The following is a 23,611-nucleotide window of genomic DNA, read 5'->3' on the forward strand; positions in this document are numbered from 1 at the left end:
AACCACACCACTCCGATTTCGTTATGGCCAAGAAGCACACACTGAAAGCCGAGTCCCGCGCCCGAACCGGCTCCGGACTGCTCAAACAAATGCGCCGCGAAGGCTGGCTGCCGTCCGTGATTTACGGCCGCGGTGCCGAAAACAAGAACCTCAAGGTGGATGCCAAGGCGTTCCACGAAATGATGGGCGAAAGTGAATCGGAGAACATCCTCGTGAACCTCGATGTGCAGGGTGAGGGCTCCAATCTTGCTTTCCTTCAGGACGTGCAACACGACCCGATGACCGGCGAGCCGCTTCACGCCGATTTCCTCGCTGTGGACAACAAGACCGAGCTCAACGCCAGCGTGCCGGTTCACCTCGTGGGTGAGGCCAAGGGCGTGAAGGCCGGTGGCATCCTCGAGCAAATGCTTCACACTCTCGATGTGCGCTGCTCGGTGACCAGCCTCCCAGAGATCCTTGAGTTCGATGTTTCGAATCTCGATGAAGGTGAGTCGCTCCACATTGGTGACGTGACTCTTCCTGATGGTGTCGTTGCTGCACTGAATGACGAGGTGGTGATCGGCCACGTCGGCAAGCCTGCCGCCGCGATCAGCGAAGAGGCTTCTGAAGGTGCTGCCGATGCTCCTGCCGCTGAGGCAGCTGCGGAAGCTCCTGCTGAAGCCTGAGCGATTGTTTTTTTTCCAAGCCCCGGACCTGCTTCGACAGGCCGGGGCTTTTTTGTGCCTCGGCCTCCGAAGGGGGTGGTTATGCGCGGGTGTGGCCGGATTTGGCCATTGAATCTTTCAGGCGGTGGGATGAGCGTCGGGCGTGGCATCCATTTCCTTGATCGTCGGCCTCGGGAACCCCGGGAAAAAATACGAAAACACGCGCCACAATGTCGGGTTCATGGCGCTGGACCGACTGGCTGCTTCCGAGGGGGTGGGCTTCGAATCCCGCCCGCGGTGGCAGGGCCACCTGGCGAAGTTGCCGGATGGGCGGCTGCTGCTGAAGCCGCAGACGTTCATGAATTTGAGCGGGCGATCGGTGCGCCAGGTGATGGCTTTCCACAAGTGGCAACCGGAGAACGTGCTGGTGTTGTATGACGATGCGGCCCTTCCTCTGGGTCGCTTGCGTCTGCGGGAGAAGGGGAGTGCCGGGGGGCACAACGGCATCAAATCGATGATCGAACATCTCGGGACTGATGGGTTTCCGAGGCTGAAGATCGGGATTGGTGGATCGGCGCCCGGGGGGATGACGGGACACGTTCTGGGGACCTTTCGGGAGGAGGAGCGCGAGACCCTTGAAAACACGCTTGCAAGGGCGGAGGCTGCCGTGCAGCTTGCGCACTCCCAAGGGTTTGCGGCTGCCGCAAACCGCTACAATGCACCTAGTCCAGCACCGGAAAACCAAGACCATGACTCGCAATTACGAAGGCCTGATCATCCTCAACACGAAGGGGATTGATGGAAGCATCGAAGATCTCATCAGCTCTGTCGGAAAAGAAATCGAAGCTGAGGGCGGAAAGCTCGATGAAGTTCAGCAACTTGGCCGTCGCCAGTTCGCCTACCCGGCCAAGCACCTCGATGGGGGTCACTACGTCAATTACCTCTTTGAAGCCGATTCGGCTGCGATCGAGAAGATTCAGTCCCGTCTGAAGCTCAACGATCACGTGCATCTTCAGCACTACCAGACTCGCTGAATGACCTGCTGTTCTCCCGAACAGCTTTTCAGCTTGACTTGCCACCTCCTTCAATCCCACACTGATCCTCGCCATGGCCAGCGTCAACAAAGTGATCCTGATGGGGAATCTCACGCGAGATCCCGAACTCCGTTACACTCCTAAAGGGACCGCCGTGGCGGATCTCGGCATGGCGGTGAACCGTCGGGTCTCCGATGGAAACGGCAACTGGAGCGACGAGGTGACTTTCGTGGATGTCACGGTCTGGGGAAGCACGGCGGAGAACGCCCAGAAATACCTCGGCAAAGGGCGGGGTGTCTTCGTGGAAGGTCGCCTGCAGCTCGATTCGTGGGAAGACAAGCAAAGCGGTCAGAAGCGCACCAAGCTGAAGGTCGTCGGAGAGAACGTCCAGTTCCTGCCGGACGGCAAGGGCGGTGGCGGAGGTGGAGGCGCCCGCTCGTCGGCACCCTCTGCGGGAGATCAGTCCTCGTCCGCACCACCGAAGGGTGGTTCGGCGGCACCTCCGGGTGACATGGACGATGAGGCGGACGACATTCCGTTCTGATTTGATGGAGGCCGCTCGATGAGCGGCCTTTCTTCTTGGGCGTGGGGATGCCGGGATGCGGTTGGTGTCTGGTGAGTCACTTCCAAGAAAGGCACTGCGGCGTGAACTTGCTTGTCTCGGGCGGAAGCGCTAGATCATGGGAATGAGGAAATTCGGACTGTTGTGGTTGGTCGGGGTGATGGTGACAAGCTGTGCGACGACGCGGAAGCCACCTGTCCCGGATCAGGCCATGGCGACGGCTGGGAAGGTGGATCTGACGACTTTGGAGCGTGGCCATACGGTTTACATGTCGCAGTGCACCCGTTGCCATGAGGCGATGATGCCCTCGGCGGTCTCTGGAGAGGATTGGCATGTGGTGGTACCTGGCATGGCTTGGAATGCGGGCATTTCAGCGGCGGATGAGGAGGCGGTGACCGCATACATCCTTGCGGCGCGCGAAGTGTCTCCTTGAGCCGGACGTTCCATGGTTCTGGATTTGCTGGCCTTTGCAGGGGTGATGGCGCTGGGGCAGTTCAGCCCCGGGCCTGACATGCTGCTGCTGACGCGGACTTCGCTCGCGGAGGGGGCGAGGCAAGGCGCGCGGATGGCGGCGGGTATTGCCACGGGATTGTCGCTGCACGCGGCGGTGGCGGTCGGCGGTGCGGCGATTCTTTTCGATCGAAGTCCATGGGTCAGAACCACGTTGTCCGTCTTGGCCGCCGGGTATTTGCTGTGGTTGGCGTGGCGGCTTTTCATGGAAGTCTTCGTGCGCTGGTATTCCGGAGCGAAGGAGGAGAAGGCGGAACTTCCTGCTCACGGTTCGGCGTATCGGAGGGGGCTGCTGTGCAATCTGCTGAATCCGAAAGTTGCCGTGTTTCTTGCAGCGGTGACCGCTCCCTTTCTGCAGGGACCGCGTCCGGGTTGGTGGCCGGCGGGGCTGTGGACGATCATCGTGGTGGAAGGCCTGGTTTTGTGGATCGGGTGGGCCTGGGTGCTGCAGTGGCGACCGGTGCGCGGAGCTTATCTGAAGGCGCAGCCGGTGCTCGATCTGGTGTTTGCCTTGGTTCTCGCCGCCCTGGGCGTGCTGATGATTCTTGGGGTTCGGACATGAAAATGCGTCCGACCTCTGGGAGGCGTTTACTGGTACTCCGGCGTCTTGTGGCGGGTGAAGTAGTCGTCGCCCAAGTAGTACTGCAGCGAGTAGTCGGGTAATGGACCGGCATCCGGTGGCAGCGGGATGTTTCCGTATTTGGCGTCTTCCGGCTGGGTGCTCGCGATGCTCACGGGGGTGCCGGTGGAGACGAGGCGGAAGAACTTCGGGGCAAGGTTCTCATGCATGCGGATGCAGCCGTTGGTGCATGGCGTGTGCTTCACCCACCCGGTGTGGAAGCCGTAGTTCGACTTGAATTCGCACCAGTAGGGCGTGGGCGTCCCCTTGAATGACCATCCGGACGGGCGATTGTCGATGTAGATGCGCTTGGCCTTGCTCCCGGAGTAGGCGATGCCGTGGTCGTTGGCACGGCGGTAGTGTTCCTTGCGATAGATGCGGAAGTTGCCTTTCGGTGTGGGCGTGCTGGCGGTGCCGACGGAGACGGGCATGACCAGTAGCGGGATGTCTCCTTCCATGACGTAGACGCGCTGGCGGGATGTCGAGACCTTGACCCGGACCTTGGATGGATTGCTGGGGAGCTTGGTGGGCCGATCATAGGCTTGATAGACGGCGACTCCGGTTCCAGTGGCAACCGGCACCTTGCAGCTTTGCAAGGCGAGTGCAGCGGCAGCGAGGAGAAGTAGGGCAGAGCGTCTCATGTCGGTGGTGGGGCATAGCTCACAACCGGCGGATCAGCAAGCTGGCGCTGTGATGCTGGAGGGCTTTCGCTACTGCACCCGCTCCCATTTGGTCACGCGGTCATTCCGGAACCAGACGGTGGCCTTCCGATACGGCACGTAGGTGACCTGCGGGGAAACCCCGTAGCCGTAGTTGTAGCCCCGACCGCGATAGCCTCGATAGCCGCGGTATCCCCCGTAGCCGATGCCGCCATAGTATCGGGTCGAGTAAACCGGTTGGGAACCGGCGTAGTCCCAGACGCGTGTCGGCGTCTTGCCGTCTGAGCCCATGTAGTCGCGGCTGGGCTTGCCCCATGCGATGAAGACGGCCTGAGGGGACATGCCTTCCTCGATCTGGCCTTGCTGAACCATTCCTTTCTGGCGTTCCGTGAGTCCGGCGAAGGCGGCCGGGTTGGCCTCGATCCGCGACTGTGGGGTCGATGGAGCGCAGGCGACCAGAAGCAGTGCAAGGGCAGCAGCGATGAGGCGCATGGGGGAAACATAGCCGTTCGCGACGGAAGTGCAATCAGGTGGATATTCGAAAGCCTCTTGCCATGGTTCGGCAGGAGGGGGCAAGGTGGAGTCAAACCCCTGAAAAAACTGATGTCCGAACTACTTGATCCATCCGAACGAGAAGAGTTGTCGAAGCGGTTCCCCGAGTGGGATATCGATGAGCGCCGAATGACCCGGACCTTCGAGTTTGACGATTTCATGGAAGGCGTCGACTTCGTCAACCTGCTCGCAGATGTGGCTGAGAAGGCGGGGCATCACCCGGACATCGACATCCGCTACCGCCGGGTGACGGCGGTGCTGACCACCCATGATGCAGGTGGTTTGACGGAGTCCGATGCCGAGATGGCACAGCGGATCAATCATCTGGCGGGATGAGGCACGGAGGAATCGCCACCGACTCCAGGCGATGGCTCCGGTCTGGGAGGGTCGCCGATTTCTACCTGGGCAGAAGCAGTTCGTCGTCCTTGTAGCCGGTGATCTCGCGGAGCCCTTTGAGAAGTCGCTGCAGGGTCAGGAAGAGGATGCCGAGCAAGGGGATTCCAATGACGGCGAAGCCCCATCCGGTGAGCTTGCCGATGATGCCATTGTAGACTTCCAGTGCGTCGTTGGCGGTGCGGTCGAAGCCGTGGAAGAAGAAGAGCGCCAGGAGCAGGTTGAGCGCGGAGCTCAGGAAGAACGAACCGGCGAACAGGGCGTTGGCCTGGTCGAGAAGCTTCTGGTAGGCGGCGTTTCCGTTCTTCGCCTCGACCTGTTTCTCGATCTTCGGGATATCGAAAAGCGAGTCGTTGTAGAGGAAGACGTTGAGCAGTGGTGTGGCACTTCGCCTCGAAAAGAACACGGCGAAGCCGAGGGCGAGCGGGATGGCGGCCTCCTTCAGGCCGAAGAGGATGCCGGCGTGTTCCTTGACGGTGCCATCCTTGTTCCAGAGGTAGAGGGTCAGGCAGCCGGTCAGCAGGACTGAAAAGAGACCGAGACCGGAAAAGAAGTTGAATTTGCGCGTCTTGACGAAGTGCCAGACGCCGTAGCCGAGCGGTAGGGCGAGTGCGACCCCCAAGGCCTTGATTGGTCCGATGTGCCAGAGTTTGGCGTCTTTTCCCATCTGCTCCTGCAGTGCCGGATCCTTGCTCAGGTAGCTGAGCACCATCACGGGGATGAGCACATTGATCAGGATATTGGCGAGCGGGTGTTCCTGGTGGGTTTTCGGGTCGGCCATGGTGGAGGAAAAGTCCGGGCGGTTTTGGCGGGGGAGCCTGGATACGGAAAGGAAAATCCCCAAGTCGGGGAAGGGGGAGGGGGCGGGTCGCCGGGTTGGGACGGGGGCGGGAATCGCCCGAATGTTTCCGATCCGGGCGCGAATCCGATTTTTGTGAGGTTTGTGTCCCAATGGGTAGGGCTCCAGCACCTTCTTGCTATGAGGGTAGGAGGCCTGAGCTTGTTCAAATCATCGCCATTGCAAAGGCCAGGTGGCCTCTCGAGGGCATAGGGATGTCGCAAAAATCAACTTCAGGTGTTAAGGTCTCCAAAATCGATATGCTTTACAACGTAGACACTTTGCATTCTCAATTCGTTTGGAAAACCCTATGAAATCCAGAATTTCCATTTCTCGATGCCGTCGGATCGGGCAGCGTCATGGTTTTGCCTTGGTGATCACCATCAGCTTGATGGTTTTATTGTCCCTGCTTGCGATCGGCTTGCTTTCCCTGAGCTCCGTGAGCATCCGCAATTCCGGTAGGTCGGAGGCCATGACCCAGGCGAAGGCGAATGCGCGACTCGGATTGATGATCGCCCTTGGCGAGATCCAGAAAACCCTCGGTCCGGACCAGAGTGCGGCGGCTCCGGCGTCCATGATCTCAGAGACGCCTGCGGAACCTCATGTGGCGGGAGTCTGGGAGTCCTGGACATGGGACCCCACCACCAATGCTTCCGTGCCGGACTACGCGAGCGAGAAAGGCTCCCGGTTTCAAGGCTGGCTGCTGAGCGACGATCAGGAACCGGGCAGGAGGCTCGATCTCGATTTTCCGGTCCAGGGCCCGAGCAACTCGGTGTTGCTCGTCGGGGAGGGCTCCGCGGAGGGGAGCGATGATGTGGAAGTGCGTGGTGGCGTGGTCGGTATCGACAGCGAGGACGGCAATGAGGGATTTGCCTGGGCCGCGCTTCAGGAAGATGTGAAGGCCCACGTGCAGCCGGGAGCGGGAGACGTACCCGATGGTGCGGCGGAGCGGTTCGCTTCTTTGTTCTCTCCTGATGAGAGCGGTTTGGCGTCATTGGATTTCGTCGGGGAACTCGAAGGGGACCGTGATCTGCGGCAGCGGGCGCTCACGACCTCGACTTTCTCGCTTGCAAGCGCATCCAGCGATGGAGGTCGCCAATCCTTCCATCACCTGAGTCCTTACCCGCTCGGGGTGCTGGCGGATGCGGCCCAGGGCGGACTCCGGCGTGACCTGACCACCGAGTTCGAGAACTTCACCAGCTCTTCCCTCAAGGATCAGCGGGTGCTGGATGCCCGCACCGGGGCGGAACCCTGGTGGGACCATCTGGCGGACTACTACAACCTCCACCAGCGGGTGGACGCCGCGGGAGGAGGGGAAAGCCCGATCAACCTCGACTCAGATCTCCGCAGCTTCACGGAGATCAATCGGAGCAACTCCGCCCCGAAGCGCGCGGTCCTGACCCCGGTCGTCGCCAAGGTCGACATTGTGTTCTCCCTGGTGACCCATGACCTGCGCAACCAGTATCAGAACAAGTACGCCCAGCAGGATCAGAACCGGACCCACTACTCGCCATGGCTGGTCTTCGAGCCGGTGGTGACGATGTGGAATCCGTACAACGTCCCGGTCGAGTTCTCCGAGCTGAAGCTGTATTTCGACAAGATTCCCGTCGGTTTCCGGTTCCAGAAGAAGGAAGGCCGGGGTGCGTGGACGGAGGTGCGCAATGTGTCCACCGACAACACGGAGTACTGGTGGCCGCTTTCCCGGTACATCTGGGGCGGAGGCAAGGAGGATGCGATCACCGAGTTCTTTGTCCGTCTCGTGGGCGGTGGTGCCGGCTCGCGTCCGGGCGGGGATGTGGTCCTTGAACCCGGCGAGACCCGGGTGTTCACGGCGAATGTCACGGCATCGGAGACATGGGGGCAGGTGAAGAACGATTTCATCATCACCGGTTCCAATGACGCCAAGAACAAGATTCAGGCAGGTGGGAACGGGGTGGAATATACCGGCGGGTGGAACCGCACCGGTGGGTTCCGCTTTGACCACTTGTCCCGCTTCCAGAGCTACCGGAATCCCTCGAGCCTCTACAGCTTCGAGCGGAGGATGAACAACCGGAACGACTGGCACTGGGTGGCGCTTCGTTCCAGTGATGGATTCCGTGTGCGGGCTCGATTGCTGGACAATGACAACCCTGACACGAACGAGTCCGCTGACGATGACCGTGACCGTTCCTTCTCGATGAAACTTTCCCTGATGACTCAGGACGCGCGGATGACGGATACCCGGAAGGTCATCCAGGACATGACCATCGAGGTGGATGATTTCCACAAACTCTACCGCGAGGGCGAACCGAAGATCATCGAGCACGACATCATCGCGGCGGAGGCTTATCAGGCGGAATCCGCCAGGGGACCTGGTGGGAAAAGCCCGTTTGCGGTCCTGAGCCTGACGGCCAAGCCCACCCGCGATCTACTCCATCCGACCAAGGGCTGGCTCTTCGGCAACCCGGCGACGGCGAACCTCACCGTCGACGAGAGCCAGGCGCCCTACTCGGCCCAGAGCTATGAGATGAGCTTCCTTGAAGTCTTCGGCTCGAATTCGTTCCCGATGGTCGACGTCGACATCGCCACGGGGACGCGGGGGTTCTTTGGTCCGGGGCAGACCAGTCAGTATGGGCTCACCGCGGCAACAATGTTCAGTCTGCCGCGCGAACCGATGGTTTCCATCGCACAGTTCCAGAGTGCCAATATCCTCGCTTCGAATGCCCTCCCGCACTTCAACTATCCGGTGGGGAATTCCCATGCCCACCCCTTGATCCCGTCCGACCGGGTGATGCAGAGCCGGATGTTCGACCATAGCTACGGGCTCAACTGGCGTCTGTGGGACAGCTTCTATTTCTCCTCCCTGTCGCAGGATGCGCCTGTGGATGCGGCCTCCTTCGTCGATGGCGAATCCCCCCTGAATCCCCGCATGATCTTCCACAAGCCCGGCGGCATGACTGACGGGGATGCCTTGGCGCGGATCGAGGGAGGCGACCCGTCCGAGCGGGGTCTGCGTGTGGCGTCCCATCAGTTGGTGCGCGGTGTGTTCAATGTCAACTCGACCAGCGTCGAGGCTTGGAAGGCGGTGTTGTCTGGTCTCAAGGGCCGCGAGATTCCGACCCGTGAAGGCGGTGAGCGAAGCTCCGATGACCAAACGCCCTTCGGGCGGATCATTCCGGCTGTCAGCCAGAACGACGAGGCACTCGCCGTGGGTGGCGGTGCGGGCAATGGCGGTCTGGAAGCCGCTCGAGCCTCAAGATGGGTCGGGATGCATCGACTCGACGACAACCAGATCGAAGTCCTGGCGCGCAAGATCGTGGATGAGATCAAGAAGCGGGGTCAGGAAGATGAAGCTCCTATTCTGACTCTCGGGGAGTTCGTCAATCGTCGCCCGGGATCCTCCACCGACCTGCATGCGGTCCGCGGTTTGTTGCAGACGGCCATCGATGAAGCCAATCAGGAGGCCCAGTTGTTCTCACTCGAGGACGGAGATCCCATCCTTCTCACGGACACCGTGGCGAACACGGCTGCCCTCGAGGGCAATACGGCTGAAGGCTCGCCGGCGGAGCTGCTCCAGGGAGATGTGCTGCATCAGATCGGAGCCTTCCTCACCACGCACAGCGACACGCTGCGCATTCGCAGCTACGGCACGGCCGGGCAGGACGGTTCGAAGGCTGAGGCATGGTGTGAAGCCATCGTCCAGCGGGTGCCGGAATTCGTCGACTCTTCGGACAATCCGGAGGTCGTCCCGGCCCCAGACTCGGTCAATGCCCGTTTCGGTCGCCGCTATCAGGTGGTCTCTTTCCGCTGGTTGACCCGCAATGAAGTTTGAATCCTTCCTCCTCATGAGAATCCTCCAGTTCCTTGTCGCAGCATTCGTTTGTCTCCCCTGGCTGCATGCCCAGGACAAGGGCCGTGCCATCAAGGTTCGGACCCTGTGCTTTGAAATGGTGCCTCAGGCTCCCCGTGATGTCGTGGTGAGTGGTGATCCGACTCTGGCGAATCGTGAGGATGTGGCTTTGAGTCGTCGCCTTTCCTCCGAGCAGACCAACCTGCTCCTGACGGGGAATACCGTGCGCCTCGGGGAGATGGGAACGACCGATGACGGCAAGCCGGTTCTGAATGCGATGGCCGAGGCGAAGCTCCCATCGTCTGGTTCGCAGTTCCTGCTGCTGCTCGTTCCGTCCGGCGAGAAGGAGGGGAAAGTGTATCGGTGCCTGGTGCTTCCGGACGAAGCGAAGGCCTTTCCCGCGGGTGCCTTCCGCTTTGTCAATCTGAGTCCAAGTCGACTGAGGTTCGCGCTGGGAGCCCGCCCGATCGAAGTCGGTCCGGGTGCGGTCAAGGTGATGGACGAAATCGGTGGTGTCAGGGAAGACGGCCGGTTTCCCTACGTGGCGCAGCACCACGAAGGGGGGGTGTGGAACCGCTTGAGCACCGGATATTGGACCAGCCATGAAAAGACCCGCTCGTTGCAGGTCGTCTATCTGGACCCGCGGACCAAGCGTTTGACCTTGCGTGGCTTTGACGACAAGTTGCTCATGCGAGATCGCTCGTGAATTCCCTCCATCGATCTGCGGAGGACGATGCGATGGCTGACTTCCCCGGAGGTCATCTACTAGTTGCGTAGTGGAAGTGGTGGTTGCCACGGAAAATCAGCCAGAAATCAAGTCGATGACCATTCCCATTTCCCAAGCCGCCGGTCATCCGAACTTCAGGACTGGTGGGCGGATGAGGCACCTGATGGCGGGTTTGATGTGGCTTGGCTGCGGTGGCGCGGGACTCTTCGAGTTGTCAGCGAGCCCGATCGTAGCAGGAGCCCATGAGGATCTTGATCCGGTGCTTGCGGGAAGGGTGCTTCTTTCGGAGCTCAACTGCACGCGGTGCCACGATGGGATTTCGGTTTCCAGAGGAGCCCCTGATCTGGCGGATGCCGGAGCCCGCATCGATCCCGGGTATCTGAAGGAATTCATCCTGTCTCCCCACGAGGCCAAGCCGGGAACGACCATGCCCTCGATGCTGGGAAAGGTGGCTGAAGCGGAACGCGGGAAGGTGGCCGATCTGCTCGTCGATCACATTCTTGGCATCAAGGGACCTGCGCCCGAACCCGCCACCGAACCGGCCCCGGATTCCGTGAAACGAGGAGCCGGGCTCTTCCACAAGATCGGCTGTGTGGCCTGCCATGCTCCGGAAGACGAGGCCATCGAGGGCTCGGTGCCGCTTCATCGGTTGGGTGAAAAATTCACCATCGCGAGTCTGGTGGCATTTCTGGAGGATCCACTGGCGGTGAGGCCGGGCGGGCGGATGCCGAAGTTTGCTCTCACGCATGCGGAGGCGGAGCATCTGGCGAGTTACCTCCTTCGGGACGCGAATCCTCGGCGGACGGTGGCGTCGGATCGTGAGCCCACCGGGGCGGGGAAGCGTTGGTTCGATTCGCTTCAATGTGCCCAGTGCCACGAACCAAGCCAGTCCGGTGCTGCCGCCTTGAAGGATCTGGATTCCGGGAAGTCGTGCACGACGGCGCAGTATCCCTTGTCCGAGGAACAGCAGGGATGGATCTCCGCCGCGCTGGATGCCCTGGACCGGAAGCTTGACCCGGCGGAGGAGGTGCTTGTCGAAATGGCTCGTCTCAATTGCATCGCGTGCCACCAGAGGGATTACATCGGTGGACCTTCCGCGGCACGTGATCCGTACTTCACGACCGAGAATCTGAACCTCGGCGAGCAGGCCCGGATTCCTCCTGACCTCACGGATGTCGGAGCGAAGTTGAAGCCCCAGGCTCTGCGCCGGATCCTGGCGGGGGATCGCATTCATCGGCCCTACCTCCATGCGAGGATGCCGGCATTCGGCTATCGGAACACCCAGCGCCTGTTCGAACTGCTTTCGGAGAACGATGAACTTCCCAAGGCCGAGTTCGAGCGGGTGACCGACCGGAAGAAGGCTCGTGAATCAGGTCATGCCCTGGTCGGGGACAAGTATCTCTCCTGCGTTGCCTGCCATACCTTCAATGGTGACTCGACCACCACCTTGAATGCGATCGATCTGAACTCGATGGCGGATCGCCTCACGGAGAACTGGTTCCACCTCTACCTGCGAAACCCGCAGGAGTTTCATGAGACCACCATCATGCCGAACTTCTGGCCGGGTGGGAAACCGGTGAGGCCGGAGATTCTGGATGGGGACAGTGGCAAACAGATCGATGCGATCTGGGAATACCTTCAGGCCGGGAGGGGAGCGCGCATCCCGTCGGGCATCAGGCCTGAGCCGATCCACTACGGCCCGCAGCATGGAGAAGCGGTAATGCTGCGGCGTCAGTACCGGGGGATTGGCAAACGGGGGATCGGTGTGGGTTATCCCGAGGGCGTCAACCTGGCATTCGATGCGGCGCAGTGCCGGCTAGGGTCAATCTGGGCGGGCCCGTTTGCCGAGATGTCAGGCGTGTGGCGGGGTCAGGGATCGGGCAATGTCCACGAGGGCGGCAAGGATGTGCTGAGGTTTCCGGTGGGCCCCGCCTTTGCGACGCTCGCATCGCTGGAAGCGCCGTGGCCGGTGCTGGAAGAGGCCGTGAAGGCAGAGGGGTTCCAGTTTCAGGGATACGCCCTCGATGAAGCTCAGCGTCCGACCTTCCGTTACTCCTTCTCGGGGCTGCAGATCGACGATCAGTTTTTGGACGATGCGGACGGGCCTTCGCTGACACGAGAGCTTCGCTTCGACCGTGATGCGCCGGAGGCTTTGTATTTCCGCGTGGCGGCGGGCAAGTTGCGGGCCGGTGAATCCGGCAAGCGCGTTTTCCGTCTGGGTGAACGGCTGGAGTTGCAGCTGTCCTCGGACGGCCTGCTGAGAAAGTCTGCCGGACAGAGTGAATTGTTGGTTCCCCTCGTGGAATTGAAGAGCCTTGGGATCACCTATCGATTTATTTCGCCATGAGAGCCTACATGTTTTCCGCTTTGCTGGCGCTTTGCAGTCTGTCTTCTTTTGCCGAATCGCTTGGCTCCAGCTGGGGCACCGGGGAGCGTGAGGCGGAGTATTACAAGATCACGCGGATTCGGATTCCCGAGCCGCTCTTCGTCGAAGCGGGGTGCTTCGCGACCCTGCCAGATGGAAGGGTGGCCGTCGGCACGCGGCGGGGTGACGTCTTCCTCATCGACGGGCTATCCGAGGCTCGTCCCGAGCCGGTCTTCCATCGGTTCGCGGCAGGAATGGACGAGTTGCTCGGGCTCAGTTGGAAGGATGGATCGCTCTATGCCACCCAGGCTGCGGAGCTCACCCGATTGACCGACACCGACGGGGATGACCGGGCGGACCAATACGACACGGTGAGCGATGATTGGGGCTTCGCGAATTATCACGAGTATGCCATGGGCTCGGATCCCGATCCCGACGGCAACATCTGGATCACGCTCGGGTTGTCGAAGTCCTACCATTCATGGGCCCCCTTCCGGGGATGGGCGCTGAAGATCACGCCCGATGGCGAGGCCATCCCAGTGTGCAGCGGGCTCAGGAGTCCTCTGGGTGTGGGACCGAATGGGAAGGGAGCCATGATCTACGCGGAGAGCCAAGGACCGTGGAATGGAGCGTGCTCGTTGAAGCATCTGAAGCCCGGTGGCTTCATGGGCCACCCGGTGAGCTACAACTGGTATGAACTGGCTCCGAACATGGGGCCAACCCCCGTGGTCCCCAACAGCCCGTCGCGGCTTGAGATCGAGCGCGAGCGCGTGAAGGAACTCGTCCCCTACGCCGTGGTGTTTCCATTCCGGCGGATGGGGCGGTCGATTTCCGGATTCGTGATCGATGAGACGGATGGAAAATTCGGCCCCTTCGGCGGCCAGATCTTCATTGGTGAATACACGCTGAGTGTCGTCATGAGGGCTACCATGGAGGAGGTCAACGGAGTCTGGCAGGGCGCGTGTTATCCGTTTCGGGAGGGGCTCTCGACCGGCATCCTCAATTGCCATTTCACCCCGGGCGGCCAACTTCTCACGGGCGGGACGAACCGCGGGTGGCCCGTCCGTGGATCCGAGGAGAACCTGCTGGAGCGCATCGACTGGACGGGCAAGACCCCATTCGAGTTGAAGGAAATCCAGGTGAGGTCGGATGGATTCCAGCTGTCCTTCACCAAACCAGTCGATCGAGCGCTTGGCGCCGACCCGGCCAGCTACGTTCTCGGCACCTTCACCCACATTTACCAGTCCGGCTACGGGAGTCCCGAGGTGGACCAGACGACTCCGGTCGTTCGCTCGGCGGAGGTGTCGGACGATGGACTTGAGGTGCGGCTGCGGGTCGATGGGATGGTCAAGGGTCACGTCCATGAGTTCGACGTCGCCGCCATCAGGTCCGGCGAAGGAGAGGAACCGCTTCACCGCGATGCCTACTACACCCTGAACGAGCTCCCATTGGAGTAGGGGGCATCCAGCGGAGCGCTGCGGTTGAGCAGGGGGTGCTGGGGCATTTTTCGGGGCAAATGGGAGGTTTCAGGCGCCGCATTCCGGGGTGGGCCGCAGTCCACCGCAAAAAACAACGGGCCAACTGTCCCAATCTCCCAGCGATCAGGGCTCTGTAATCTGGAACCCATGGCCTCCGGTCTGACCGATGCCATTCCGGAGAGCCATGTCAGGGGAATTGTCCTCTGCCTTGATCCCAAAAAAAGAACCAATGAAGACTTACCATTCCATCCCGATTCGAAACCGGGCATTGCTGACCGGCTTGAGCGCAAGCCTCCTGCTCTCGACCTACGGAATCACTCATGCCGCCACCATGAGCCAGATCCCTGACATTCCCACGACGGACATTCTCCTCGCTCGGGGGGATGAGGCGGGCAGCGGCGGAGGGTCCAGCCAGGCGACTTTCGGCTACCGCAATGCCGACGCCGCCAACACAGAGGGGACCCGTGGCCGTGGGCAATCCTTCGTCATCAATTCGGCACCGGGAGCCACCTACGACATTTCGGGGCTCAGCGTGGCGCTTGCCGGCGGTGCTGGCACGGCCATCCGGCCGGATGGTGATCTGTTGCTCACCGTCTTTGAGTTTGTCGGCACAGGGGCGACTGCCGCGGATCAGGCGAACGATACGGACGACGGGTCCGATTGGCGCACCAAAACGGGTGGCACATCGGGGACCGTGGTCTTCAGCGGCTCTTTTGAGGTTCCGGCCGGCACCTCGTTCAATGGCAACAGCCTGCTGAGTTTTGCGTTCGATCCGGGCGAACTCCAACTGGACGATGACAAGGCCTATGGCTTTTTCATGCAGTATGTCCTCGATGATGTCACAGGTCTCGGAGCGGACGTCACGATCGCTTTCAATGCGGACCTCAATGCTTCCGGTAATCCTGCCGGCACCTTGTTGAATACCAACCCGAGTGATGCCGGTCTGGGAACGGGAGCGAATGGATCTTCAACCACACGTGACCTGAACTACTTCATCCAAGGCGTCGTTTCCGGTGCGCCTTCCGCTCCGTCCATCGTGGCCTCGGACACTCTGATCGAGTTGGGCAACTCGGTGGATCTCGACATCACCTTTGATCCAAGTGTCGACACCGCGATCTTGACGATTCCGAGTGGTTCGGTGGACCTGGTCGCGCTCGACGACGGCATCACGAATGGTGATCCGGTGGCCGGAGACGGGGAGGTGTCGGTGACCGATTCTCCGACCAGCGCCTTCGACTACGTGGTGACCTCCACCAAATCCGGATTCCCCGATGGAACCGCGAATGTGGAAGTGCTCGTGGTGGATCCCTCCGCGGAGCCATCCGACAATGCGTTCAGCACCGCAATCAAGGGAGATTCACCACTCTTCTACTATCGGTTCGAAGAGGCGGCGGGTACCGGGTTCCTGCTGGATTCCTCCGGCAATGGAAATCATACGAGCGGTCTCGTGGGGGCCATCGTCCAAGGTGAAAGCCCGGGTGGGATGCAGTTGGCCGCCCGATCCGATCTGACCGGGGCGATCACAGTGCCGGCGGCTTCGGAAATGAGCGACTCGTTCACTTTCGCATCAGTCATCAACGTGGACAGCTTCGAAGGGGGAGCACTTCGCAACCTGCTTGCCATGGCGAATGATGGAAGTGGCGGCGTGGGTCGCTCGATCCTCTACTATGGCAATGGTGGCTTCACCACCTTCATCAGTGGTTCGGCGGTCAGTGTGACGGACGTCAATGCGGTGCTGCCGCAGACAAGCTGCCTGATTCACATGGTTTATGATGCCGATCCCGACGCGGATCCGGGCACCGACGACCAGGAAGTCCGCTTTTATGTCAATGGACAGCCTTATGGATCACCTGTGGCGCTGCCGGTATTTCCTGCAAACTTCGGCGAATGGGTTCTTTGCTCGAACAAGAATCTCGGTTCCCAGAGCCATGTGGGATTCATCGATGAAACGGCGATTTTTGATGCGGCTCTGTCGGACGTTCAGATTGCCGCCCACGGCACGGCCTTCCTGTCCGCGGCAGACCCGCTTCTCGGGTTCATTTCCGATACCGCGGAGATCACTTCGGGTGACTCGGTGTTGTTGACTTGGAAAACCTCGGATCAGGCATCCGTCGTCACCATCAATGGCACGCCCGTTGACGGAGGCGCAGCCGGAGGAGTCTACACCATGTCATTCAGCCCGACGGCAGACACCACCTACACGATCAATGTGGACGGCGTGACCCGTGATGTCTCCGTGACCGTGCTTGCTCCACCGGCTCCGCCGAGCATCGTCTCGATTTCCGTCGATGATTCGACGCCGCCCATGGTGACCCTCGTCATCAAGGGGGCACCGGAGTTCAGCTACGATGTCCAGGCTTCAGCGGACCTTGCCGATGGCTTCCCGACCAATGTGGGAACGATTGATACGGACATCAATGGAGATGGGAGCATCACCTTCGAAGGCTTCGGTCCCGCTGAGTTTTATCGAGTGGAAACCCCATGATCCTGCGCTACGGAGGGCGTCCAACTTCCGGCCTTTTCAGCGTCCTGCCCGTTTATGGGCAGGACGCTTTCGGTCCGTGTGGGTGGTCCCGGACCAGAGATCGTTCCCTCCATGGCCATGAATGTGAGCCCAATCTTCCCCATCATCATTCCATCGCGCCGACAGGATGATGGCGTAGTGTTTCCCTCCCGAACCCAGCGAAAACCATGAAACCCCAAGTCGTCATCCCGGTCATCGTCACGATGACTGCGGTCCAGCCGTCCTCTGCCGATGTCACCGTGTCGTCGACGGCACCGGGCGATGACATCTTGTCATCGAATGACTCCGGGGGCATCTGGACGAACCTCTTTGATGAGGACCGGAGCGAAGATCACGCCCGCGGACAGTTGTTCAGTCTGCCTGATGGCGTGGCGGGTGGATACGAAATCACGGCGATCACCGTGAACAAGCATGGCAACCAAACGTTTTCCAATGATACCCTCACGATGAGGGTCTTCGAAGGCACGCAGGCGCAGTGGGACTCCGGGACCGGTCACGATACGGCCACCGACGGCAGCAACTACTACGTTGATGCGACCGTGACCCCGATTCACACCGAAGCATTTACCCTCAATGGAACGATCAACGATGGTGAGTATGTAACGTTCGAGTTCGCCACACCGGTGATCGTCAACGAGGACTCCGACTTCGGGTTTCTCATGACCTATGATGAATCGACGGATGGCGAAGGAGGAACGAGTCCCGATTTCTTCAGATACAACGAGGGAAGCACCGGCGGCCGGATCTCCATCACGACAAGTGATCACCGAGTTTCCAGTCGACACATTCGTTATCTCATCAGTGGCCATCCCATTGATGCCGACACCGACAACGACGGGCTTTCTGACATCTGGGAAGAGCTGCACTTCAAGGATCTGGACGAGATTGGAACGGGTGACCCTGATGGTGACGGAGTCAACAACGAGGCCGAGGAGACCGCGGGAACTGATCCGAACGAACGCGACAGCGACAAGGATGGGCTCGATGATGATGTCGAGCTTGCCGGCCCAACGGACCCTCTTGATCCGGACAGCGATGATGATTCACTGCGGGATGGTGCCGAATCCGGAACGGGCACCTTTGTATCGACCGCAGACACCGGGACGGACCCGATGCTGAAGGACTCGGACCACGACGGAGTGGCGGATGGGATGGAGCTCCGCCTTGGCACGGACCCTACCGACGGCTCCGATCTGCCCACCGGTCAGCCCAACATCATCTTCATCATGATCGACGATGCCGACGTTCGCCAGGTGGGGGCATACGGGCAGGCGAGCTTGAAGACGCCCCGCGTGGATACGATGGCGACGCAGGGCATGCTTTTCACCGATTACTACACAGCGAGTCCGGTTTGTCATTCCTGTCGCTCCTGCCTGATGACCGGTCAGGACTCCCGCCGGTCGCAGGATCGGTACAACAATGGTGACGGAAGCGGCTATCAGGTTCCACTTGCTGCCGAACGGGTGACGATCGGTGAGGTCCTGCAGCAGGTGGGCTACGTCACCGGCTGTGTCGGCAAATGGGGGTTGGGTGGTCCCACCACGACGGGTGCTCCTTGGAATCAGGGGTTTGACTTCTTCTGTGGCTATCTTGGCCAGGTGCAGGCTCACGATGCGTTTCCGAAGTATCTGTGGAAGAACGACCAGAGGATCTATTTCAACACGGATCAACTGGGCCCGGGCGATTCCCTCTACGTTCCGGGTGCGGACAATCCCAATGTGGCTCTCCAGGACTGGGATGATCCATTTGGAAATGTCGCTTCGCATGATGTCGTGGTGGCTGAGGGGCTGCAGTTCATCGAGGACAACGCCGACAAGCCGTTCTTCCTCTACTGTGCGTGGACGCCACCGCACGCCCACAACTACCCGGCCGCGACTCTTGCCGCCCTCACCGATGAGGATGGCTTGGTTTACGACCCCACGGATCTCGATCAGACCCTGATCAATGAAGTTTATCCCGGCATGCCTTTCGGCGAGTCGACCACCCATCCGGGTTTGCCGGAGTATGAGGCGCACACCCATGCCTCCATGATGTCGGTCACCGATCGCGATACCGGGCGGATCATGGACAAGCTTGTCGAGCTCGGGATCGAAAACAAAACCCTGGTGATCTTTTCCTCGGACAATGGGGAGTCGGGCGACAGCGCCATTTTCCTCACGGAAGAACATCTGAAGCCCGGCTACTTCGACCTCCGCGGTGCGAAGAAGGACACCTACGAGGGTGGGATCCGCTCGCCGTTCATCGCCTGGTGGCCGGGGACGATCAGTCCGAACACGACGAGTGGGGTGATCGGGACTTTTGCTGACCTGCTGCCGACTTTTGCCGACATCGGCGGAGCCGCCACTCCCACTCAGGTCACCGGGCGCTCAATCCTTCCCGTCCTTCAGGGTGGTTTGGAAAGTGACCTGCAGCACCGCGATTACCATTACTGGAGCTTTCGTGAGACCAGCAACGGGCTGAACCGGCGCTGGCGGGCAGTGCGGTCAGGTGATTGGAAGCTTGTGCGCGACCGCGCGAACAATGGCAGCCCGCCAACCTACGAGCTGTTCGATCTTGCCATCGACCCGTATGAGACGACGGATCTATCCGGATCCGAGCCCGACATCCTTGCCCGTCTCATTCCACTCGTGGAGGGAACGCACGAGGTATCGGATTCGCGGTATTTCAAACCGGATGACGAGTTCTTTACCCAGACGAATCTGGCCGCAACTGCTTTCCAGATCGGAGTCCCTGATGGCGGCGGTGCCGAGAATGGATACCGCTTGAATCCAAGCGGAACGGGCAGTTGCTTCAACTACCTTCCGTTCAGCTCCGGCGTGAATGAGAACGCGGTGTTCAGCTGGACGATGCAGTTTCCCTCGGGAGGAGCCGCTTCGCTCCTGTTGGGTGGTACCAATGACCCTTCGTTGTGTCTCTCCGTCCGGATCCATGCAACCACCAGGGACCTCGTGGTGAGTCATGGTGGTGTCGCGGCTGCGAGCACCACACTGGCCGCGGAGGACATGCCTGCCGACAGGGCTGAGTGTACGATGAGCCTAGATCCGGTGTCCGGGTCGGGACAGGTGGTGGTGGGGTCGACCGTGCTTCTTTTCGACTTGGGCACCCAGGTTTCACCACTCCGTTTCTGGGGCTACGAGGTGGAAACTCAAGTCGTCGAGGTCAGCCGTCCCCACTGGCAGGTCGGCGGTTCCGGCGCCGGGGCTGTGCGTATTGCGAAGGGGGCTGGCGCGATCCGGGCAAGGTATGTCCTTCCCTTCACCCCGGGGCAGTCAGCGAGCACGCAGTACAGCACGGACCTCATTCATTGGCATGACGACCCTCCGGGTTTGATCGATACCCGATCGACCAATTCTCAGGGGCAGATCCAAGGTTCATGGTATCTTCCGTCGGACAGTCTTCTGCCTCGAAATCACAAGAAGATCTTTCTTCGTGCCCTCACGGAATGATGGCCGGCCCAAAAGAAGGAACCCTTCGATATTTTTCCCGTCTCCAGTGATAAACATACCGACCCACGTTCATGATTGATTCCAAGAAACTCGTTGCCGCCATCGTCGCGGTGGCCAGTCCCGTATTTGCCGGGACCGTAAGCACATCTGCCTCGGCGCCCACCGTTGATCTGATCTCGTCTTCCCCCTCGGGCGGCACTGATACCGCGTTGTTCGATGAGGATGCCAATGCGAATCATGCGCGTGGCCAGCTTTTCAATCTGCCTGACGGAGGAGGATCGGCGTACGAGATCACGGCGATCACGGTGAAGAAGAGCCAGACGCAGACCTACGTCAACGACACCCTGACGCTGAGGATCTTCGAGGGAACGGAGAGCGAGTGGAACGCCGGGACCGGTCACTCCACGGCGACGGATGGGAGTGACTACCTCGTCGATACGGAGGTTACCTTGATTCATACCGAGTCGTTCAATCTCAACACGGCAATCACGGACAACCATTACGTGACCTTCCAACTCGCGACTCCGATCGTCGTCAATGAGGACTCGGACTTCGGATTTTTCATGACCTACGATCAGGGTGGCGGCACGGAGGACCGCTTCCGTCATCGGGAGGCGGGCAGCGGTGGCGGACGCATTTCCATCACCACCACGAGTCATGGCACGTCAGGGTCGAGAAGGGTCGTTTTTTTCGTGCAGGGATCGGAGGTCACTCCGAGTGGGACCGTCACGGCCTCGGCTTCAGCTCCGACCGCGGATATCCTTGCCACGAAGGCTTTGGGTGCCACGGGGACCAACCTGTTCACGTATGCGGCGAACTCCAATCATGCGCGTGGCCAGTTGTTCTCGCTGGGCGATGGCAGTGGCTCTGCTTTTGAGATGCGCGCGGTGACCATCCAGAAAAGCGTGGCCCAGTCATTCGTGAACGACACGATGACCCTGCATGTGTTCAAGGGAACCGAGGCCCAGTGGAACTCGGGAACCGGACACATCGATACCAGCCCCAACTACTACGGAGGGACCACGGTCACCCCGATCCACACCGAGGAGTTCACCTTGAATGGAACCTATGCGGCAGACGAATTCATCACCTTCGAGCTGGCGCTCCCCATTGAGCTCGATGAGAACGAAGATTACGGTTTCTTCTTCACCTATGATCAGGTCGGCGGATCGGCGACGGCGTTCGGACATCTGGAAGCGTCGAATGGAGGTCGGATCTCCATCGATCAGGTTTCCCACAACACTTCTTCCCGGAGCATGAATCACTTCGTGATCGGTGTGCCCACGGGCACGGCTCCCGTGATCCTCACGCTGGGCTCACCCTTCCAGGACAGGATGATCCTGCAGCGGGACAAGCCCATCAACATCTGGGGGGAGGGGCTTCCGTCGACTTCGGTGTCGGTCAGCATCAATGGGACCAACGCGGTCGGGACCTCTGACGCCAATGGCGACTGGAAGATCGAGCTTCCGGCGTTGGCGAGCGGTGGCCCTTACGAGTTGGCCGTTACCAGCGGCGGGGAGACGGTCACCGTCAACGACGTGCTGGTCGGGGACGTCTGGTTTTGTTTCGGCCAATCGAACATGGTCTATACCCTCAATCAGATGGCGGCGTGGCACACGGCCTACGAGAATGACATCATCGCCAATGACAACATCCGCTGCCTGAAGATCGATCAGGATGGGTCGCTGGACGAAGAGGAGGAGGCTGGAATGAATTGGTTGGACAACTCCACGGCGGGCTCCTGGACGGCGGTGGGTTCGGTGTTCGCGCATCAGTTGAATGCTGCCACGGGAGTCCCGGTGGGGATTGTCTGGGCCGCCTGGGGGAGCAGTTCCATCGAAGGGTGGATGCCCCTCGAGATGACCGAGCGGCAGCCCTATTTTGCGGAGATGATGCAGCTGTATCAAAGCATCAGTGAGTACCGGAACGGCCAGACGACCTCGACGCGATTGCCGGCGCCCTACACGACGAATGAGGAGGGCATCGCCGGTCTCACCGCAAACGGCTGGTCATCGACGAATGATGACATCTTCATGCGGACCCGGCCGAACATCCTGTATAACAAGATGGTTCATCCGATCCGTTGCATGGGGATCTCCGGCTTCATCTGGTACCAGGGGGAGGCGAATGCGGGCACGGCGATCAATGCCGCCCAGTACGGGTTCTCCCTGCCGGACATGGTGACGGAGTACCGCGAGAGGTTTGGCCAGGGAGACCTTCCTTTCCTCGGTGTGCAGCTTCCTTCCTATGACACGAATGGAAACTCCGCCGCGAATTGGCCATGGTTCCGTGAAGCTCAAGCCCGGTTGGAGACGATTCCGAATGGGCATGTCGCGGTGACCATCGACACCGGAACCTTCGGCAACATCCACCCGACGGACAAGGAGCCGATTGGCATCCGTTTGTCCCTGCTTGCGCGGAAGTACCAACTCGGTGAATCCATCGTGGCCGATGGCCCCCGGTTTGATTCGATGTCGATCGCGGGAGATGAGGTGACGATCACCTTCGCGAATGGATCGGGGCTGAACTCGGACGTGTCGGCCGGGCTTTTCCAGATCGCGGGTCCGGGGAGCAACCCGACCTTTCATGAGGCGGATAGCATTTCCGTGAGTGGGAATCAGTTGACCATCAGTTCGACCTCGGTGCCGGATCCCGTGGAGGTCCGGTATGCCTGGATCCCGGTGCCCAACGCACTGACGACCCTCGAGAATGGTGACGGCCTCCCCGCCACCCCATTCAGGACCGATTCGTTTCCGTTGCCGGGCCTCGGAGCTGAGGCGCCCCAGAGCATCGACGATGACTACGAGGTGGCCCAGAATGGCACGCTGAATGTCGGCGCGGTCGGAGTGCTGGCCAACGACATCGACCTCAACCGGGATGTCCTCACGGCAACGCTGCTTTCGGATGTCAGTGACGGCACCCTGAGTCTGCAGCCTGACGGATCCTTCAGCTACATCCCGCACAGCGGATTCGCCGGCACGGACAGCTTCACCTACGAGTGCTCGGACGGGGCGCTGACTTCCGGCAGTGCGACCGTGACCATCACGGTCACCGGCATCCAGACCGGCTACTACACATGGCGTTCGGGCATGGCATGGAGTCCGGGTGATGATGAGACGGAGACGGGCGATCCGGATCTCGATGGCGTGGCGAACCTGATGGAATACGCACTGATGCTTGATCCGTTGGTGTCGGATGTTTCCGGTCTGCCGACCCTGACCCCGGCAGGTGCGGATTTTGTTTATGATTTCAACAACGGCCGGGAGGGGGTGCTCTACGAAGTACTACTTTCGCCCGATTTGGTGACTTGGAGTGATCCGGCTTTTGCCTCGATCACGAGCGGGTCCTCGATGCCTGTATTGATTCCCTCCAGCGAGGGGGTCAACGGTCGGTTGTTCGTCCGCTTGAGGGTCTCGGAGCCTTGATCCGGG

17 protein-coding genes are annotated in these 23,611 nt (G+C 60.4%); 14 read left to right on the forward strand and 3 right to left on the reverse strand.

What is annotated here, in order from left to right; genetic code table 11:
• Positions 1–23: 23 nt before the first annotated feature.
• The 6 genes from JIN81_RS12495 (at position 24) to JIN81_RS12520 (ending at position 3,312) form a co-directional block, all read left to right on the forward strand.
• Positions 24–665: a 50S ribosomal protein L25 gene (locus JIN81_RS12495; protein WP_200280032.1), complete on the forward strand. Its 642-nt coding sequence runs from the start codon at positions 24–26 to the stop codon at positions 663–665.
• A gap of 142 nt (positions 666–807) precedes the next feature.
• Positions 808–1,443: an aminoacyl-tRNA hydrolase gene (gene pth, locus JIN81_RS12500; RefSeq protein WP_200280034.1), complete on the forward strand. Its 636-nt coding sequence runs from the start codon at positions 808–810 to the stop codon at positions 1,441–1,443.
• Positions 1,394–1,678 carry a 30S ribosomal protein S6 gene (rpsF, locus tag JIN81_RS12505; protein WP_200280036.1) on the forward strand — a complete coding sequence of 95 codons (285 nt, stop codon included), beginning with the start codon at positions 1,394–1,396 and terminating at the stop codon, positions 1,676–1,678. The genes pth and rpsF overlap by 50 nt, the downstream gene beginning before the upstream one ends.
• Positions 1,679–1,751: 73 nt before the next feature.
• Entirely contained in the window at positions 1,752–2,222 is a 471-nt protein-coding gene (locus tag JIN81_RS12510) for a single-stranded DNA-binding protein (RefSeq protein WP_200280038.1), read from the forward strand.
• Between the two features lie 142 nt (positions 2,223–2,364).
• Entirely contained in the window at positions 2,365–2,673 is a 309-nt protein-coding gene (locus tag JIN81_RS12515; protein WP_234044841.1) for a c-type cytochrome, read from the forward strand.
• 12 nt (positions 2,674–2,685) lie between these two features.
• Complete coding sequence (locus tag JIN81_RS12520) at positions 2,686–3,312, forward strand: LysE family translocator (RefSeq protein WP_200280042.1); 627 nt, start codon at positions 2,686–2,688, stop codon at positions 3,310–3,312.
• A 26-nt stretch (positions 3,313–3,338) separates the two neighbouring features.
• Here the strand turns inward: JIN81_RS12520 and JIN81_RS12525 are convergent, their stop codons facing one another.
• Positions 3,339–4,010 carry a L,D-transpeptidase gene (locus tag JIN81_RS12525; RefSeq protein ID WP_200280045.1) on the reverse strand — a complete coding sequence of 224 codons (672 nt, stop codon included), beginning with the start codon at positions 4,008–4,010 and terminating at the stop codon, positions 3,339–3,341.
• Between the two features lie 69 nt (positions 4,011–4,079).
• Positions 4,080–4,520 (reverse strand): hypothetical protein, encoded by a 441-nt coding sequence (locus tag JIN81_RS12530; protein WP_200280048.1) that lies wholly within the window; start codon positions 4,518–4,520, stop codon positions 4,080–4,082.
• 111 nt (positions 4,521–4,631) lie between these two features.
• Between JIN81_RS12530 and JIN81_RS12535 the strand changes: the two genes are divergently transcribed.
• Positions 4,632–4,916: a 4a-hydroxytetrahydrobiopterin dehydratase gene (locus JIN81_RS12535; protein WP_200280051.1), complete on the forward strand. Its 285-nt coding sequence runs from the start codon at positions 4,632–4,634 to the stop codon at positions 4,914–4,916.
• A 61-nt stretch (positions 4,917–4,977) separates the two neighbouring features.
• Here JIN81_RS12535 and JIN81_RS12540 read toward each other — a convergent pair whose 3' ends face one another.
• A complete protein-coding gene (locus JIN81_RS12540) occupies positions 4,978–5,754 on the reverse strand; it encodes a VC0807 family protein (protein ID WP_200280054.1) in 777 nt (258 codons plus the stop codon).
• Between the two features lie 448 nt (positions 5,755–6,202).
• Here JIN81_RS12540 and JIN81_RS12545 point away from each other — a divergent pair, with 448 nt between their 5' ends.
• From JIN81_RS12545 to JIN81_RS12575, 7 genes are all read left to right on the forward strand, one after another.
• Entirely contained in the window at positions 6,203–9,622 is a 3,420-nt protein-coding gene (locus JIN81_RS12545) for a hypothetical protein (RefSeq protein WP_234044843.1), read from the forward strand.
• Between the two features lie 13 nt (positions 9,623–9,635).
• Positions 9,636–10,346: a hypothetical protein gene (locus tag JIN81_RS12550; protein WP_200280059.1), complete on the forward strand. Its 711-nt coding sequence runs from the start codon at positions 9,636–9,638 to the stop codon at positions 10,344–10,346.
• A 115-nt stretch (positions 10,347–10,461) separates the two neighbouring features.
• Positions 10,462–12,714, forward strand: coding sequence for a cytochrome c family protein (locus tag JIN81_RS12555; protein WP_200280062.1), 2,253 nt, complete (start codon positions 10,462–10,464; stop codon positions 12,712–12,714).
• Positions 12,711–14,189, forward strand: coding sequence for a DUF7133 domain-containing protein (locus JIN81_RS12560; RefSeq protein WP_200280065.1), 1,479 nt, complete (start codon positions 12,711–12,713; stop codon positions 14,187–14,189). The genes JIN81_RS12555 and JIN81_RS12560 overlap by 4 nt, the downstream gene beginning before the upstream one ends.
• 250 nt (positions 14,190–14,439) lie before the next feature.
• Complete coding sequence (locus JIN81_RS12565) at positions 14,440–16,695, forward strand: LamG-like jellyroll fold domain-containing protein (RefSeq protein WP_200280068.1); 2,256 nt, start codon at positions 14,440–14,442, stop codon at positions 16,693–16,695.
• A 206-nt stretch (positions 16,696–16,901) separates the two neighbouring features.
• A complete protein-coding gene (locus JIN81_RS12570; RefSeq protein WP_200280071.1) occupies positions 16,902–20,180 on the forward strand; it encodes a sulfatase-like hydrolase/transferase in 3,279 nt (1,092 codons plus the stop codon).
• A gap of 71 nt (positions 20,181–20,251) precedes the next feature.
• Positions 20,252–23,605 carry a sialate O-acetylesterase gene (locus JIN81_RS12575; protein ID WP_200280074.1) on the forward strand — a complete coding sequence of 1,118 codons (3,354 nt, stop codon included), beginning with the start codon at positions 20,252–20,254 and terminating at the stop codon, positions 23,603–23,605.
• Positions 23,606–23,611 lie beyond the last annotated feature (6 nt).

Origin of the sequence: Haloferula rosea, assembly GCF_016595525.1 — a bacterium.
In the GTDB taxonomy this organism is placed as follows: Bacteria; Verrucomicrobiota; Verrucomicrobiia; order Verrucomicrobiales; family Akkermansiaceae; genus Haloferula; species Haloferula rosea.

Excerpts from the sequence above, each read along its gene's own strand:
- JIN81_RS12495 (WP_200280032.1), top strand. The coding sequence starts at position 24 with ATGGCCAAGAAGCACACACTGAAAGCCGAGTCCCGCGCCCGAACCGGC.
- rpsF (WP_200280036.1), top strand. The coding sequence starts at position 1,394 with ATGACTCGCAATTACGAAGGCCTGATCATCCTCAACACGAAGGGGATT.
- JIN81_RS12510 (WP_200280038.1), top strand. The coding sequence starts at position 1,752 with ATGGCCAGCGTCAACAAAGTGATCCTGATGGGGAATCTCACGCGAGAT.
- JIN81_RS12515 (WP_234044841.1), top strand. The coding sequence starts at position 2,365 with ATGAGGAAATTCGGACTGTTGTGGTTGGTCGGGGTGATGGTGACAAGC.
- JIN81_RS12520 (WP_200280042.1), top strand. The coding sequence starts at position 2,686 with ATGGTTCTGGATTTGCTGGCCTTTGCAGGGGTGATGGCGCTGGGGCAG.
- JIN81_RS12525 (WP_200280045.1), bottom strand. The coding sequence starts at position 4,010 with ATGAGACGCTCTGCCCTACTTCTCCTCGCTGCCGCTGCACTCGCCTTG.
- JIN81_RS12530 (WP_200280048.1), bottom strand. The coding sequence starts at position 4,520 with ATGCGCCTCATCGCTGCTGCCCTTGCACTGCTTCTGGTCGCCTGCGCT.
- JIN81_RS12535 (WP_200280051.1), top strand. The coding sequence starts at position 4,632 with ATGTCCGAACTACTTGATCCATCCGAACGAGAAGAGTTGTCGAAGCGG.
- JIN81_RS12540 (WP_200280054.1), bottom strand. The coding sequence starts at position 5,754 with ATGGCCGACCCGAAAACCCACCAGGAACACCCGCTCGCCAATATCCTG.
- JIN81_RS12545 (WP_234044843.1), top strand. The coding sequence starts at position 6,203 with ATGGTTTTATTGTCCCTGCTTGCGATCGGCTTGCTTTCCCTGAGCTCC.
- JIN81_RS12550 (WP_200280059.1), top strand. The coding sequence starts at position 9,636 with ATGAGAATCCTCCAGTTCCTTGTCGCAGCATTCGTTTGTCTCCCCTGG.
- JIN81_RS12555 (WP_200280062.1), top strand. The coding sequence starts at position 10,462 with ATGACCATTCCCATTTCCCAAGCCGCCGGTCATCCGAACTTCAGGACT.
- JIN81_RS12560 (WP_200280065.1), top strand. The coding sequence starts at position 12,711 with ATGAGAGCCTACATGTTTTCCGCTTTGCTGGCGCTTTGCAGTCTGTCT.
- JIN81_RS12565 (WP_200280068.1), top strand. The coding sequence starts at position 14,440 with ATGAAGACTTACCATTCCATCCCGATTCGAAACCGGGCATTGCTGACC.
- JIN81_RS12570 (WP_200280071.1), top strand. The coding sequence starts at position 16,902 with ATGAAACCCCAAGTCGTCATCCCGGTCATCGTCACGATGACTGCGGTC.
- JIN81_RS12575 (WP_200280074.1), top strand. The coding sequence starts at position 20,252 with ATGATTGATTCCAAGAAACTCGTTGCCGCCATCGTCGCGGTGGCCAGT.